Below are 14696 nucleotides of genomic sequence, written 5' to 3' on the forward strand. Positions count from 1 at the left end.
GTCATATTTAGCGTCTCCAGAATGCAGGGAAGAACAGTACCAAAATCGTCAAAATTTCTAAACGTCCCATAAGCATTCCAAAGCTTAGAACCCATTTTGCCGCATCAGGTAGCGGTGCAAAGTTACCTGTTGGGCCAATTACTGTGCCCATTCCCGGACCTACGTTTGCAACAGCTGTAATCGAACCAGAAATACTAGTGACCGGATCTAACCCCATCGCTGATAGGCAACCAGCTATCAAAATGATGGTGATGACAAAGGTAAGGCCAAAAGCAACCACTGAGCGCACAATATCTTCATTCACAGGGCGTTGGTTATAACGCTGTACGAAAACGCCATTTGGGTGAATCAGCCTCATCATTTGGTTCTTCAACAAAGCAAAGCAGATCTGAAAGCGGAAGATTTTAATGCCACCCGCTGTTGAGCCTGAACAGGCACCTACCATCATAATGAAACCGAACAGTGTGGTTGGAAGCGCGCCCCAAGCGGTAAAGTCATCTAGACCGTAGCCCGTTGTTGTTACCACGGATACGATGTTAAACATGGAGATACGCAGAGCATCAACAACAGGGTAGCCGTTATTGAGATTTAGCCATGCTGCAACCACCAAACTAGCCACGATGAACAGTAGGAAGAAGCCTTGAACTTGGGCATCTTTAAGTAGCACCATTGGGCTGCGTTTTCTCAAGGTCGCCACAAATAATAAGAATGGTAGACCTCCAAGGAACATGAAGAGAGTTGCAATCCAATGAGCACCGTTTGAGAAGTGGTTCATTGAGCTGTCAGAGGTTGAATAACCACCTGTAGATAGTGTAGTGAAAGCATGGTTAATAGCATCAAATAGCCCCATACCTGTCAGCATGTAACCCATAATGCATAGCAGTGTGAGCACCAGATAAACCACCACGATATTCTTCGCGACGGTTTTGGCGCGTGGACTACTTTTATCAGACCAGTCGGAGGATTCCGTCTGAAACAGTTTCATGCCGCCCACGTTTAACATTGGCAGTACCGCTACCGCCATTACGATAAAGCCGACACCACCAAGCCATTGTAAAATGGAACGCCATAGCAGAATGCTCAGTGCCATATCATCAAGTCCACTAAGCACCGTTGAACCTGTAGTCGTTAAGCCAGACATGGTTTCAAAGTAAGCGTCGGTAAAGCTAATGTGGTTGATAAACACGAAGGGCAGTGCCGCAAAGGCACTAGCAATCGTCCACACTAAGCTAGTGATAAGGAACATATCTCGAACGTTAAGGCGAAAATCGGATGTTCGGCCAAACGTCAAACATATGAATGCCACTATGTGCGTGATAATAACTGCTTGAGCAAAGTCGAGAAATCCGCCTGTACCGGTTACGAATGCGACAATCGTTGGCACATACATAAACAGGGCTAGTTTGGAGAGAACTAACCCAATAACAAACAGAATGGGGCGTAAATTAAGCATACCGGCGCCAATAACCTATAAGAAGAAAGGACTTGGCTGGAACAAAGCTTCGACGTCTGGGACGTATTTCTTGTTCACAAGGAACATAACAACGTGGTCATCCTGTTCTATGACTGTGCGGTCATGGGCAATTAAAACCTCTTCACCTCGCACAATCGCACCGATGGTTGTACCTGGCGGAAGTTTGATATCACCCACCGCTCGGCCAACAACTTTAGAGGTGGTTTCATCACCATGGGCAATCGCTTCAATCGCTTCTGCTGCACCGCGACGTAGCGAGGATACGTTAACAATATCGGCACGACGAACGTGAGTAAGCAGCGCTGAAATGGTCGCTTGTTGCGGAGAAATCGCCACATCAATTACACCACCTTGAACAAGGTCGACGTAGGCGCCACGTTGGATAAGTACCATTACCTTTTTCGCACCAAGGCGTTTGGCCAGCATCGCTGACATGATGTTGGTTTCATCTTCATTGGTTAACGCGATGAACACGTCCACTTGGTCGATGTTCTCTTCCGTGAGAAGTTCTTGGTCTGCAGCGTCGCCACAGAAAACAATACTGTTTTCTAACTCTTCCGAAAGTTGTTCTGCGCGGCTGTAGTTACGTTCGATGAGCTTAACGCTATAAGTGTGTTCTAGGCGTTTCGCAAGGCTTGAACCTATGTTACCACCGCCAACAATCATAATTCGGCGATAAGGTTTTTCTAAGCGTTGCAACTCACTCATTACTGAACGGATATGGTTACTTGCCGCAACGAAGAATACTTCGTCATCCGCTTCAATGATGGTTGTACCCTGCGGGCGTATTGGACGGCCCTGACGGAAAATAGCGGCAACACGCGTGTCGATATGAGGCATGTGTTCACGCAGTGCTGACAGTGCGTTACCCACTAGCGGACCACCGTAATAGGCTTTTACCGCCACTAGGCTAACTTTTTCATCCGCAAAGCTAACGACTTGCAGAGCGCCCGGGTATTGAACTAAACGTTCGATGTAGCTTGTCACCAGTTCTTCCGGCGCAATTAAGTGATCAACAGGTACTGCGCCTGACTGAAACAGTGCTTCTTTTTCAGCAAGATATTGTGGAGATCGAATTCGGGCAATACGGTTTGGTGTGTTAAACAGAGTAAAAGCCACTTGGCAGGCCGCCATATTGGTTTCATCGGTGTTGGTTACCGCGACCAGCATATCCGCATCTTGTGCGCCTGCTTCTCTCAGTACGTCAGGGTGACTGGCGTGACCATTCACAACGCGTAAATCATATTTATCTTGCAGTTCTCTGAGGCGGTCACCGTTTTTATCAACAACGGTAATATCGTTGTTTTCGCCAACCAAGTTCTCGGCTAATGTGCCGCCCACTTGTCCCGCACCAAGAATGATGATTTTCATACCTGTTCTCTTATTATCTACTTACATCAAAGGCAGCCTCAGGCTGCCTTTGAATCAATTACTTACGCGTTTTTAATCATAACAGCGTAGTAGAAGCCGTCCATGTCTTGTTCACCAGGAAGAATTTGACGACCTGGTTGCTCTGGATCTGAACCAATCAGTTGCGCGTCAGCTGTGCGCGCCAAAAAGTCTTTGACCTGCAGGACGTTTTCCTGAGGCGTGATTGAGCATGTTGCGTAAACTAACGTACCACCAGGCTTCAATTGTTGCCACATTACCTGCAAAATTTCACGTTGTAACTCAGCCAAAGCATCAATATCGTTCGCTCGGCGTAACCATTTAATATCCGGATGACGACGAATAACACCTGTCGCTGAACAAGGTGCATCGAGCAAAATACGATCAAACTGTCCACCTTGCCACCACTCTTGTGGATAGCGTGCATCACCACAAATCACGTCAGCCTTCAGGTTTAAACGTTCTAGGTTATCGAGAACACGGTTTAATCGTGTCGCATCGCTATCAAGCGCAACCACTTCGGTATCTTCAGTGTGCTCTAGAATGTGTGCAGTTTTACCACCTGGTGCCGCACAACAGTCAAGAATCAGCTCACCTTCTTTTGGTTGAAGGTAATCAATCGCCAATTGTGCAGCAGCATCTTGAACAGAGACCCAACCTTTTTCAAAGCCCGGAAGCAAAGTGACATCACAAGGTGTGGTCAGTTTGATAGCATCGGCGGCTTCTGGGTGCAGGGTGTATTCGATTTCTGCCTCATCCAACAGCAGTTGGTACTCGTCACGAGTATGGTGCTGACGGTTCACGCGGAGCCACATTGGTGCTTTGCTGTTGTTTGCTTCTACGATCGCTTCCCATTGCTCTGGGTAGCTTTCTTGAAGCATTTTAAGAATCCAGTTTGGGTGACCATATTTGCCCGCGTTGTGGCTAACTGCCATTTCATCTAGTTCTTCTTGGTTACGCAGGTAGTTACGCAGTACAGCGTTGATCAGTCCGCTTAGGCTTTCTCCGCGCAGCGTTTTTGTGCCTTCAACCGTATCAGCCACCGCTGCATGCGATGGAATACGCATGAAACTGAGCTGATAAATACCCACTAGAATCAGATGGTGAAAGACACGCTTTTTGCCTTTGAGTGGATTTTCCATTAACTCATTGGCAATAGACTCTAAACGAGGAAGATAGCGTAGTGCGCCGTAGCAAATCTCTTGCAACAGAGCATGATCTCTTGGGCGAATGGTTTTTTGAGCTGCTGGAAGAGCGTGAGAAAGTGAATGACCTTTGTCGACCACTTGGAAAAGGACGTTAGCAGCTGCTGCGCGAACATTCATGGTGAAACCCTTAAAATTCAATAGGGACATCTCTGCCCCTGTTATTAATGTACTTTGCCCATCCTGTGTAATATCAAGTCTGGGTTATATCGCCACCAAACTATAAGGTGGTTAAAACGGCTTAGCTCAGTTGTGTACCAACTTCAAACCAGCTAGCTCGTGCATTGAGGATATCTTGCACTGACATTGCTTTTTTGCCCGGTACTTGAAGTTGCTCTAAAGCGAGTACGCCATTACCTGTTGCCACATAAATACCCGTTTTATTGGCTTGTATTATGGTACCAGCGGGCTTATTGGAGCTTTGATCCACAACACGGCTTTGCCAAACTTTGATGCTATTTTCAGCAACTTCAAAGTGGCTCATTGGCCATGGATTAAATGCACGCACACAACGTTCAATATGTGCAGCATCGTCGTTCCAGTTAATACGAGCTTCTTCTTTACTCAGTTTTTTCGCGTAGTTTGCTTGCTCGTCATCTTGCTTTTCGGCTTTAGCTGTACCGTTTGCGATGTCTGTTAAGCATTCAACTAAGGCTTTTGGGCCAAGTACGGCAAGTTTGTCATACATTGAAGCGCTGGTATCCGTTGCTTCAATTGGCAAAGTGGCAATGCTTAGCATATCGCCAGTATCTAAGCCGATATCCATTTGCATGATGGTGACGCCCGTTTGAGCATCACCAGCCCAGATCGAGCGTTGAATTGGAGCTGCACCACGCCAACGAGGCAGGATAGAACCGTGAACATTGATACAACCCAATCGTGGTGTATCGAGTACAACTTGTGGTAGCAATAAGCCATAAGCCACAACTACCATGAGATCGGCGTTGAGTTCAGCAAGTTCTTGTTTTGCTTCATCAGATTTGAAGTTTTCTGGCTGATAAACAGGAATGCTGTGTTCAAGTGCTAGCTCTTTAACTGGGCTGGCAGTCAGCTTCTTACCACGACCTGCTGGACGATCTGGCTGTGTATAAACAGCAATGACTTCGTGCTCCGAAGACAATAACGCCGCCAAGTGACGGGCGGCGAAATCCGGAGTACCTGCAAAGACAATACGTAATGATTGGCTCAAGGTAACCTCTCTATTCTTTATTGATTCTTTTCGTTGAAGCGTTTTACTTTCTCTAGCTTCTCTTTGATGCGCTTACGTTTTAGCGGTGAAAGATAATCAACAAACAGTTTACCTTCTAGGTGATCTAATTCGTGTTGTACACAAATAGCCAAAAGGTCATCAGCTTCAAAAGTATATTCTTCACCATCACGGTTAAGTGCTTTAACAGTAACTTCTGCTGCGCGTGAAACAAGAGCACGAGCACCAGGGACTGATAGACAGCCCTCTTCAATGCCATCTTCGCCGCGTTTCTCAATAATTTCTGGGTTAATCAATACCATTGGCTGATCACGGCTGTCAGAAATATCAATCACCACGATGCGTTGGTGAATGTCGACTTGTGTCGCAGCTAAACCAATACCTTCTTCGTCATACATGGTTTCAATCATGTTATCTACGATGGTTTGGATCTCTGGTGTGACTTTTTCAACCGGCTTTGCAACAGTGCGAAGACGGTCATCTGGGAATGTTAATACTTGTAATACAGACATATACACTCGAAATATTGAACTAGGCCGAAACAGGATAAAGCTTGTTGGCTCAATTCTAGACATTTTATGAGTCAAATGACAGCATCCAGCGTGATTTATCAAAATCATTCTCATTCATTTAACGCAGGATATAAGGTCATGACTCGATTTAAAGGTTATTTTTTCCTCGTGTTTATCGCGTTAAATAGTTTTTCTTCCTTAGCTTTCGCTCAACCCACACAACCCACTCAATTGGCTTTAAAGCAAGGTGCTCCAACAACTTATACGGTTGTAAAGGGAGATACCTTGTGGGATATCTCGGCTATGTACTTAAATGACCCATGGCTGTGGCCCCAGTTATGGGATATCAACTCAGATATTGAAAACCCACATTTGATTTATCCCGGCGACCAACTCTATTTAGTGTGGAAAAATGGCAAACCGCAGCTCAAGTTCAAGCCTAAAGTCACCTTAAGCCCTAAAGTACGCAAAGTGAAAAAACAAGCCGTACCGATTGTAGAGCAAGGCTTAGTGATGCCTTATTTGCAATCAGATCGCTTGATAAGCAAAGCGATGTTGGCAACCAGTAACCATGTGCTGGGAAACAACGCAGGGCATAAATTTATCACCCATCAAGATGAGCTCTATTTTACTGGGCATCACAGTCATAGCCGATGGGGAATTTATCGTCCAGCGAGAGAGTTTCAACGAGATAAAGAGGTGCTGGTTGCTCTGCGCCTCATCGCCATGGGGGAGCTTGTCCGCTCAGATAAAACGGTGTCCACAATGCGTATCAGCGAACAGTCGCAAGAAGTGATGCAAAACGACATTGTTTTGCCACTGGTTGATATTGATAGTCTGAACTTAACTACCACATTTTTTCCTCATCCGGCACCGAACAATGTCCGTGCCCGTATTTTAGGCTCATTGGAAGATAGCCAGTATTTTGCCCAAAGTCAGGTCGTAGTGCTTAATCAAGGGGGTGAAGACGGGCTAAAACAAGGCAGTATGTTTGAAGTCTATCAGGCTGGAAATTATGTCTTTGGTTCGCAAGGGAACTTTACTTATGAAAAGAAATGGTCAGATAACGGAGTTCAGTTACCGAGCAATAAAGTCGGTGAGTTGATGGTCATTCGCCCGTATGACAAATTCAGCTTAGCATTAATTACACGTAGTCAAACGGCACTTAACCAAGATGTTATGGCCATTTCTCCCCATGCTGTAGATGCGATCTCCTTGTCGCCGAATGATGAACCTCTTTAATAGAGCAACTCATGAATGAAAAGGAATTATCAGCGTGGTTAGCGCTGAACTTTACGCCCAAGTTTGGGCGTAAAGCGCTTCAACAGTTGTTGAGTCGTGACTCCTTATCGAATATTTCTAACTATTCAGCGAGCCAGTGGCTATCGACTGGACTCACTCCCGAACAAGTTCATTATTTAGTGCATGAAGCACAGAAAGAGGTGGATGAGTCATTAGATTGGCTGAACAGAGGAAAAGGGCGGCATATCATCACGTCATTCTGCGACACCTATCCAGCGCTATTGCAACAGATATCCGCAAAACCCAATGTGCTTTTTGTAGAGGGGCAAATAGAAACATTAACTCAACCTCAAATTGCGATTGTAGGTAGTCGTAATGCCAGTGTTGATAGCCAGAATATTTCCCATCAGTTTGCTTCACAACTCGTCGAATATGATTTGGTCGTCACCAGCGGTTTAGCATTAGGTGTGGATGGTTATGCTCACGATGGAGCATTGAAAGCGGGAGGCAAAACAATAGCAGTATTGGGTTCTGGACTTGCCTCTATTTATCCCTCTAGACACAAGCATCTTGCTCAGCGCATCTGCGAGAGTGGAGCTCTTGTTTCCGAGTTCCGTCCAAATGCTAAACCGCTTCCTAGCAATTTTCCTCGTCGCAACCGAATTATCAGTGGATTATCGATGGGTGTACTGATTGTAGAAGCAGCAGAAAAGAGTGGTTCTTTAATTACGGCTCGTTATGCCACCGAACAAAATAGAGAAGTATTTGTCGTGCCGGGCTCTATTCTCAATCCCAATTGTGTGGGCAGCAATCGCTTAATTCGCCAAGGTGCATGCTTAGTTCAACATGTACAGCACATTCTTGATGAAATTGAATCTATGCTGGATTTCAATCGTTTACAGCCTCTGCAATCTCAGCAAACACTTTTTTTGCCCTTAAATAGCGAAGATGAATTGCCATTTCCCGAGCTGTTAGCTAACGTAGGAGAAGAAGCTACACCAGTTGATATTCTTGCAAGCAGGACCCATATACCTGTCCAAGAAGTCATGATGCAGCTCCTAGAGCTTGAGCTTTCAGGGCATGTTGTTGCAGTTTCCGGTGGCTATATTCGTAAGGGGAGGGGCTAGCTATGATGATGGATATTCTGATGTATCTGTTTGAAACTTATATCCATAGCGATGCAGAGTTGCAAGTGGATCAAGACGAGCTTGAAGATGAATTACTTCGAGCAGGGTTTCACCAAAAAGATATCTACAAAGCCCTAAACTGGTTAGAAGAGCTTGCGGCTTTACAACAAAATGACGCTCATTCAGCAATCTCTACCAGTGCGGCAACATCTATGCGTATTTTTACTGCGCAAGAGATGGTGCGTTTGAATATCGAGTCTCGTGGATTCATCCTATTTCTAGAGCAAATCAAGGTATTAACGCCTGAAACTCGTGAAATGGTTATCGACCGAGTAATGGGGCTTGAGACCAATGAGTTAGAGTTGGATGACCTAAAATGGATCATCCTAATGGTGCTGTTCAATGTTCCGGGAAATGAGAACGCTTATACGCTTATGGAAGAGCTCTTGTACAGCAAAGAGCAAGGTATTCTTCATTAAGCTAATAAACGTATTATGAGCGGTAAAATTGATAGCGAGCTGTTTTCAGCTCATGAGCATGCACTGAACGAACCTTGTCCACAATGTGGCGGAGCATTACAGCTTCGCCATGGCAAACACGGCCCATTTCTCGGCTGTACCCAATATCCCAATTGCGACTACATAAAACCACTGCATCAGAATGATGGACACATAGTTAAAGAACTTGGTGTTCCTTGTCCTGAATGCGGCAGTGAACTTGTGCTTCGTCAAGGCCGATATGGGATGTTTATCGGTTGTAGCGCTTACCCTAAGTGTCACCATATCGAATCGCAAGATAGTCCTGTCGATGAAGAGAAACCAAGCAAGTTATACGCGTGTCCTGAATGCGGGAAAGGGCATTTGGTAGAGAGAAAAACACGTTTTGGCAAAACTTTCTACGCTTGTGATACCTATCCTAAGTGCAAGTTTTCAGTGAACTTACCACCGATTTCCGGTAAGTGCGAAAAGTGCGGCTTTCCATTGCTGGTTGAGAAGAAGCTCGCTAGTGGAACTAAGTATCAATGTGCGGATCGCAAGTGTGGGTATGTTCAAGAACAGTAGAAAAGCAGCACTATAGAAAAAGGCGCTTAAAGCGCCTTTTTTGTGTCTGGGATTCAGTATTAAGACTTAAATTGTTTAGCCACTTCTTGAACGGCAGGGAAAGCAAGCGGATCTAACACTTCTGCCAGTTCACACAGTTTACGCACTAACTCACCATGGTAATCTGCGGTCACGTTGATGTGCCCCATTTTTCTGCCCGGACGTTTTTCTTTGCCATACCAGTGAATATGGCAACCTTCCATAGCGAGTAAGCTTTCTGGTAGAGAATCCTCGCCAAGAATATTGATCATGGATGTCTCACGAACCAGTTTGGTACTACCTAGAGGCATTCCACACACTGCGCGTAGATGGTTTTCAAACTGACACGTTTCAGCGCCTTGTTGAGTCCAGTGACCTGAGTTGTGGACGCGAGGAGCAATTTCGTTAACCAGTAGCTTTCCTTGAACATCAAAGAACTCTAAAGCTAATACGCCTACGTAATCCAAACTGTTTGCAACAGCCGCAAACATTTCTTTTGCCTGCTCTTGAAGCTCTGGAGCATCAATAGCGGTTGAAAGGCTAAGAACACCATTCACATGTACGTTTTCTGCTAATGGGTAAACGGCAACTTCGCCATTCTTACCACGTGCACCGACCAGAGAAACTTCACGGTCAAATGGCACAAACTCTTCAGCAACAATCGCTTGATTGTTAGAAGAAGCAATACACTCAGCCATCTCTGGCCAAATATTATCTGCATCTTCTGCGTTTTTCAGACGCCATTGACCTTTACCGTCGTAACCACCCAAAGCACTTTTTAGTACCATTGGAATACCAACGTGGGCAATGGCGGTGTCAAAATCTTCACGAGTATTGATAACCGTATACTTTGCATTACGTACACCAGCGTTATCTAACAATGCTTTCTCAAGTCGGCGGTCGCCACCTGCTTTAATGGAATCCGTGCTTGGAAGAAATTTTCCGCTACGTTCACATACTTCCAGCACATCATGAGGAATATGCTCAAATTCAGCCGTAATCACATCCGCTTTTTCAATCGCTTGCTCTAGACCGTGACCAATCACAGCTTGCGTTAAAGGATGAACGACATTTTTGCTGTTAACGTCAAACGCAGAAATCTCAATATTAAGTGGTGCGCCAGCCAGTGACATCATACGAGCAAGCTGGCCTGAACCTAATACCAATACGTGCATTGATTATTCCTCGGCTGGATTTGGATTTGCCAGTACTGCTTCAGTTTGAGCTGTACGGAACGCTTCAACTTTCGCCATCACTTCTTCATCAAAAGTACCGATGATTTGAGCAGCAAGAAGACCTGCGTTAGCTGCGCCTGCTTCACCGATCGCTAGCGTGCCGACCGCAATACCTTTTGGCATTTGAACAATCGAGTATAGAGAATCTAGACCAGATAGAGCGCGAGATTGAACAGGAACACCGAGAACAGGAAGACTAGTGAATGCCGCTGTCATACCCGGAAGGTGTGCTGCGCCGCCAGCTCCCGCAATAATGACTTTTAGGCCGCGTTCTTTGGCGCTGGTTGCGTAGTCTGCAAGAAGTTGTGGAGTACGATGAGCTGAAACCACTTTCGTTTCATAAGGAACACCAAATTGCTCTAGCATCTCAGCTGCTAGTTTCATGGTTGGCCAATCCGATTTGGAACCCATGATAATACCGACTTTCATCTCAAACTCCTTCAAGCGTTAAACGTTTTTATTACGTGAGCGAACGACGCGCATTATACGAGGATTTTTACATCAAGCAAACGTTTGCGTTGTTGTGTTCACCAAATCATGGTGGACGATTTAATGATGATGTTTTCTATCCTGTGGTTTGAACTTCCGCTGGTTAAGGTATAGGAGAAACCACCGATAATTTGTACACTGTGCGCAAATAGAAATAAGTCAGCTTAATTAGGTAGTTTTTCGTGAATAATTTTGAACAAGCTTTACATGCATTGAAGTCTGGAGAAGTCATTGCTTACCCGACAGAAGGTGTTTTTGGTGTAGGTTGCGATCCGGATAGCCCTGAAGCCATCGAGAAATTGCTGCAACTAAAGCAAAGACCTGTAGAGAAAGGTTTGATTTTGATAGCAGCCTCATACGAGCAACTGCTTCCTTATATAGATGAAAGCCAGTTAACTGCAGAACAGTTACAACAAATCAAATCTACTTGGCCAGGCCCTGTCACTTGGGTTGTGCCAGCGAGCAGTAAAGTATCTAAATGGGTTAGTGGTCAGTTTGATACCATCGCCGTGCGTGTCACTGATCATCCTTTGGTTCAACAGCTGTGTAATGCTTATGGCAAACCACTGACGTCAACCAGTGCAAACTTAACCGGCCAGCCTTCTTGCATGACAACAGAAGAGGTGGAAGAGCAACTGGGTGACAAGTTAGTTGCGATTTTGCGCGGTGCTACAGGTGGGCGAAATAAACCTAGCGAGATTCGCGATGCAAAAACTCTACAAGTATTAAGACAGGGCTAACCCACTCTGCGATAGGAATGCGTAAGGAAAAAGATGTCGACAATTAATAAAGAAGCTGTGAAGCAGTTTTTGCTCTCACTGCAAGATCAGATCTGTCAGCAGTTGGAAAGCGTTGATGGTGGTGCTCGGTTTGTTGAAGATGCTTGGCATCGTGAGCCGGGAGAAAAACTCGGCGGCGGTGGTCGCTCTCGCGTGATGCGTGATGGTTTGGTTTTTGAGCAAGGTGGTGTGAACTTTTCGCATGTCACGGGTAAACAAATGCCAGCGTCAGCAACGGCACATCGCCCTGAATTGGCGGGACGTAAGTTTGAAGCAATGGGTGTCTCTTTAGTTATGCACCCGAAAAACCCTTATGTTCCAACTTCTCATGCCAACGTACGTTTCTTTATTGCAGAGAAAGATGGCGAAGAACCTATTTGGTGGTTTGGTGGTGGTTTCGATTTAACACCTTTCTATCCTTTTGTTGAAGATTGCCAACAATGGCATGAAACGGCGAAAGCGCTATGTGCACCGTTTGGCGATGACGTTTATCAACAACATAAAGAGTGGTGTGATCGCTATTTCTATCTTCCTCACCGAGAAGAAACTCGTGGTGTGGGCGGCCTATTCTTTGATGATCTGAATCATTGGGAATTTGATAAGTGCTTTGACTATATAAAAGCGGTGGGTGAAGGTTACTGCCAAGCTTACGTTCCTATTGTTGAGCATCGTAAAGCGACCGAGTATGGCGAGAGAGAACGTCAGTTCCAGTTGTATCGTCGTGGTCGCTATGTGGAATTTAACTTAGTGTTTGACCGAGGAACGCTTTTTGGTCTGCAGACTGGCGGCCGCACAGAATCAATACTGATGTCTATGCCGCCACTTGCTCGCTGGGAATATAACTATCAGCCTGAAGCTGGCAGTTGCGAAGCAAAACTGAATGAGTTTTTAGTAGCGCGCGAGTGGTGACAGAAATTGCACTGAGTGATAGGGTCGTTAAGTATTGTTAAATAACAAACTTAGCGACCTTTTTATCGGTAGAGGCAGGGATATGGCTTTTGTAAAAGATCACTATGCAGTGTTTGGTAATCCTATCGGGCACAGCAAATCACCTTTCATTCATACATTGTTTGCACGTCAAACTAATCAAAGCATGGAATATACTGCTGAGTTAGCGCCAGTTGATGGGTTTGTGGCCACAGCAAAAGCTTTTTTTGCCAATGGTGGTCGCGGTTGTAATGTTACCGTTCCATTCAAAGAAGACGCCTACAAGTTTGCAGACCGTTTAACTGAGCGAGCACAACTGGCTGGTGCGGTGAATACATTAAAGAAACTGGATGACGGTGAGATCTTAGGTGATAACACTGATGGTGAAGGTCTGGTACAAGATCTGATGCAATATCAGGTGCCACTGAAAGGCCTTAAAATTCTATTGATCGGGGCTGGTGGTGCAGCTAAAGGTACAATCAAACCTCTACTTGATAAAGGACCTGCAAGTATCACTATCACCAACCGAACGTTTGCCAAAGCGGAGTCTTTAGCACAGGCTTTTAGTCCCTTCGGTAATGTGAGTGCTGCAGAAATGAGTCAGATCGAAGGTAGCTTCGATCTTATTATCAATTCAACCTCTGCAAGCTTGGATGGAAAGCTACCTGCAATATCTCCTTCTATATTCAGTGCTCAAAGCGTTGCCTACGATATGATGTATGGTAAAGGCTTGACCATTTTTAACCAGTGGGCTTTGGATAATGGCTGTGGCCATGTTTATGACGGACTGGGAATGTTAGTTGGTCAAGCAGCCGAGAGCTTTATGCTATGGCGCGGGTTGCGTCCCGGCACAAAACAAATTCATCGTGAATTACGAAAAAACTTGGAAGGCTAATGAACCAATCGATTCTTTTCCCAGATATGCAAGAGTGGAACGCCGAATTAAAAGCCGTCACTTTTCCGGCACAGCAGTCTGGAGCTTTGATTGAATGTATCGTTTCAGTCGATGAACTGACGAAGTTATCAGGCATGACTATTAATAGTGAGCAAGAAGCCTTAGCAGTGTTTGCCAGTGTTCGATTTGATTTGGAAGAATTAGCAGAAGAGCTGATTGAAGACGAAGCCTTCAATCAGTTTGGTCAAATTGAAGTGATGAGCTAATTAAAGAACTTCTTTAACATCGTTTAAATAATCGTTCTTGGTTTGAACGTAGTTGTCAGCGGACTTCAACAAAAATGCTCGTTCTTTATCTGATAGAGGGCGAGCTTGTTTCACTGGACTTCCCACATATAAATAGCCACTTTCTAAAACTTTTCCCGGTGGTACTAAACTACCTGCGCCAATCATCACATCACTTTCTATTACTACACCATCAAGAACGATAGCCCCCATACCTACCAATACGCGGTCGCCAATGGTACATCCATGTAGCATCACCTTATGACCGACGGTGACATCATTACCGATAATGAGTGGGTAGCCGTTAGGGTTTTCAGCATTTTTATGAGTAACATGCAAAACACTGCCATCTTGGATATTAGTTCGTTCACCGATTTGGATATGGTTTACATCGCCACGAGCGGCGACTAATGGCCAGATACTGGCATCGTCTGCTAATCGAATATCACCTACGATAACTGACGACGAATCAATATAAACGCGAGAACCAATTTTAGGTGCGATACCTTTATAACTACGAACAGGGCTCATATGGCCTCCTTTTTCTAGCTGATAAAGGCATATTAAAAGGCTATTAGTTGTATTTATAGCCCGTTGCGCGCAAAAAACAGCCAAACAAACAAAAAATCGAAAAAAACCAAAAAAAGCACTTGCCAATGTGAAGCTGATCTCTATAATGCCCCCTCGCTGACACGGACAAGCTTCGAAAGAAACAAAAGTGGTTCAGCAAGGTTGTTTTGTAAGGCTTAAAAGCTTACGAAAATAAACTGAAAAAAGTGTTTGACACGACAGTTTATATCGCTAAAATGACCGCCTCTTCCGAAGTGACCTAAGTCACTAACGTGTAGGAAG

General features: G+C 45.0%; 16 protein-coding genes. 8 read left to right on the forward strand and 8 right to left on the reverse strand.

Annotated elements, in window-relative coordinates; all coding sequences use genetic code 11:
* Positions 1 to 7: 7 nt before the first annotated feature.
* The 5 genes from ACOSVQ_RS18355 to def all read right to left on the reverse strand — a co-directional run bounded on the left by ACOSVQ_RS18355 (position 8) and on the right by def (position 5787).
* Positions 8 to 1453: a TrkH family potassium uptake protein gene (locus ACOSVQ_RS18355; RefSeq protein ID WP_491983867.1), complete on the reverse strand. Its 1446-nt coding sequence runs from the start codon at positions 1451 to 1453 to the stop codon at positions 8 to 10.
* Positions 1454 to 1468: 15 nt separating this feature from the next.
* A complete protein-coding gene (gene trkA / locus ACOSVQ_RS18360) occupies positions 1469 to 2845 on the reverse strand; it encodes a Trk system potassium transporter TrkA (RefSeq protein ID WP_042489427.1) in 1377 nt (458 codons plus the stop codon).
* A 62-nt stretch (positions 2846 to 2907) separates the two neighbouring features.
* On the reverse strand, positions 2908 to 4188 hold the full coding sequence (rsmB, locus tag ACOSVQ_RS18365; protein ID WP_491983868.1) for a 16S rRNA (cytosine(967)-C(5))-methyltransferase RsmB: 1281 nt from the start codon (positions 4186 to 4188) through the stop codon (positions 2908 to 2910).
* A gap of 121 nt (positions 4189 to 4309) precedes the next feature.
* The gene (gene fmt, locus ACOSVQ_RS18370) at positions 4310 to 5257 is read right to left on the reverse strand and encodes a methionyl-tRNA formyltransferase (protein WP_491983869.1); all 948 of its coding nucleotides are present in this window, start codon (positions 5255 to 5257) and stop codon (positions 4310 to 4312) included.
* Between the two features lie 17 nt (positions 5258 to 5274).
* Positions 5275 to 5787 (reverse strand): peptide deformylase, encoded by a 513-nt coding sequence (gene def / locus ACOSVQ_RS18375; protein WP_491983870.1) that lies wholly within the window; start codon positions 5785 to 5787, stop codon positions 5275 to 5277.
* A gap of 138 nt (positions 5788 to 5925) precedes the next feature.
* Between def and ACOSVQ_RS18380 the strand changes: the two genes are divergently transcribed.
* Genes ACOSVQ_RS18380 through ACOSVQ_RS18395 form a run of 4 tightly spaced genes read left to right on the forward strand, consistent with a single transcriptional unit; the run spans position 5926 to position 9217 of the window.
* Positions 5926 to 7029, forward strand: a complete 1104-nt coding sequence (locus ACOSVQ_RS18380; protein WP_491983871.1) for a LysM peptidoglycan-binding domain-containing protein — start codon at positions 5926 to 5928, stop codon at positions 7027 to 7029.
* 11 nt (positions 7030 to 7040) lie between these two features.
* Positions 7041 to 8156 (forward strand): DNA-processing protein DprA, encoded by a 1116-nt coding sequence (gene dprA, locus ACOSVQ_RS18385; RefSeq protein ID WP_491983872.1) that lies wholly within the window; start codon positions 7041 to 7043, stop codon positions 8154 to 8156.
* Between the two features lie 2 nt (positions 8157 to 8158).
* Positions 8159 to 8635, forward strand: coding sequence for a DUF494 family protein (locus ACOSVQ_RS18390; RefSeq protein WP_491983873.1), 477 nt, complete (start codon positions 8159 to 8161; stop codon positions 8633 to 8635).
* A gap of 15 nt (positions 8636 to 8650) precedes the next feature.
* A complete protein-coding gene (locus ACOSVQ_RS18395; RefSeq protein WP_491983874.1) occupies positions 8651 to 9217 on the forward strand; it encodes a DNA topoisomerase family protein in 567 nt (188 codons plus the stop codon).
* A 59-nt stretch (positions 9218 to 9276) separates the two neighbouring features.
* Here ACOSVQ_RS18395 and ACOSVQ_RS18400 read toward each other — a convergent pair whose 3' ends face one another.
* Positions 9277 to 10410 carry a 5-(carboxyamino)imidazole ribonucleotide synthase gene (locus ACOSVQ_RS18400; protein WP_491983875.1) on the reverse strand — a complete coding sequence of 378 codons (1134 nt, stop codon included), beginning with the start codon at positions 10408 to 10410 and terminating at the stop codon, positions 9277 to 9279.
* A 3-nt stretch (positions 10411 to 10413) separates the two neighbouring features.
* Entirely contained in the window at positions 10414 to 10899 is a 486-nt protein-coding gene (purE, locus tag ACOSVQ_RS18405) for a 5-(carboxyamino)imidazole ribonucleotide mutase (protein WP_491983876.1), read from the reverse strand.
* 242 nt (positions 10900 to 11141) lie between these two features.
* On the opposite strand from purE, the gene tsaC reads away from it, so the two are divergent.
* From tsaC to ACOSVQ_RS18425, 4 genes are all read left to right on the forward strand, one after another.
* The gene (tsaC, locus tag ACOSVQ_RS18410; protein ID WP_491983877.1) at positions 11142 to 11699 is read left to right on the forward strand and encodes an L-threonylcarbamoyladenylate synthase type 1 TsaC; all 558 of its coding nucleotides are present in this window, start codon (positions 11142 to 11144) and stop codon (positions 11697 to 11699) included.
* Between the two features lie 33 nt (positions 11700 to 11732).
* Positions 11733 to 12647, forward strand: coding sequence for an oxygen-dependent coproporphyrinogen oxidase (gene hemF, locus ACOSVQ_RS18415; protein WP_491983878.1), 915 nt, complete (start codon positions 11733 to 11735; stop codon positions 12645 to 12647).
* An 82-nt stretch (positions 12648 to 12729) separates the two neighbouring features.
* Complete coding sequence (aroE, locus tag ACOSVQ_RS18420) at positions 12730 to 13560, forward strand: shikimate dehydrogenase (protein WP_491983879.1); 831 nt, start codon at positions 12730 to 12732, stop codon at positions 13558 to 13560.
* Positions 13560 to 13826 (forward strand): DUF1488 family protein, encoded by a 267-nt coding sequence (locus tag ACOSVQ_RS18425; protein ID WP_491983880.1) that lies wholly within the window; start codon positions 13560 to 13562, stop codon positions 13824 to 13826. The genes aroE and ACOSVQ_RS18425 overlap by 1 nt, the downstream gene beginning before the upstream one ends.
* Here the strand turns inward: ACOSVQ_RS18425 and ACOSVQ_RS18430 are convergent, their stop codons facing one another.
* Positions 13827 to 14375: a gamma carbonic anhydrase family protein gene (locus ACOSVQ_RS18430; protein ID WP_491983881.1), complete on the reverse strand. Its 549-nt coding sequence runs from the start codon at positions 14373 to 14375 to the stop codon at positions 13827 to 13829.
* Between the last annotated feature and the right edge of the window lie 321 nt (positions 14376 to 14696).

Source organism: Vibrio sp. HM8-C (genome assembly GCF_058630515.1).

Coding starts and splice junctions, on each gene's coding strand:
- ACOSVQ_RS18355 (WP_491983867.1), bottom strand. CDS start 1,453: ATGCTTAATTTACGCCCCATTCTGTTTGTTATTGGGTTAGTTCTCTCC.
- trkA (WP_042489427.1), bottom strand. CDS start 2,845: ATGAAAATCATCATTCTTGGTGCGGGACAAGTGGGCGGCACATTAGCC.
- rsmB (WP_491983868.1), bottom strand. CDS start 4,188: ATGAATGTTCGCGCAGCAGCTGCTAACGTCCTTTTCCAAGTGGTCGAC.
- def (WP_491983870.1), bottom strand. CDS start 5,787: ATGTCTGTATTACAAGTATTAACATTCCCAGATGACCGTCTTCGCACT.
- ACOSVQ_RS18380 (WP_491983871.1), top strand. CDS start 5,926: ATGACTCGATTTAAAGGTTATTTTTTCCTCGTGTTTATCGCGTTAAAT.
- dprA (WP_491983872.1), top strand. CDS start 7,041: ATGAATGAAAAGGAATTATCAGCGTGGTTAGCGCTGAACTTTACGCCC.
- ACOSVQ_RS18390 (WP_491983873.1), top strand. CDS start 8,159: ATGATGATGGATATTCTGATGTATCTGTTTGAAACTTATATCCATAGC.
- ACOSVQ_RS18395 (WP_491983874.1), top strand. CDS start 8,651: ATGAGCGGTAAAATTGATAGCGAGCTGTTTTCAGCTCATGAGCATGCA.
- ACOSVQ_RS18400 (WP_491983875.1), bottom strand. CDS start 10,410: ATGCACGTATTGGTATTAGGTTCAGGCCAGCTTGCTCGTATGATGTCA.
- purE (WP_491983876.1), bottom strand. CDS start 10,899: ATGAAAGTCGGTATTATCATGGGTTCCAAATCGGATTGGCCAACCATG.
- hemF (WP_491983878.1), top strand. CDS start 11,733: ATGTCGACAATTAATAAAGAAGCTGTGAAGCAGTTTTTGCTCTCACTG.
- aroE (WP_491983879.1), top strand. CDS start 12,730: ATGGCTTTTGTAAAAGATCACTATGCAGTGTTTGGTAATCCTATCGGG.
- ACOSVQ_RS18425 (WP_491983880.1), top strand. CDS start 13,560: ATGAACCAATCGATTCTTTTCCCAGATATGCAAGAGTGGAACGCCGAA.
- ACOSVQ_RS18430 (WP_491983881.1), bottom strand. CDS start 14,375: ATGAGCCCTGTTCGTAGTTATAAAGGTATCGCACCTAAAATTGGTTCT.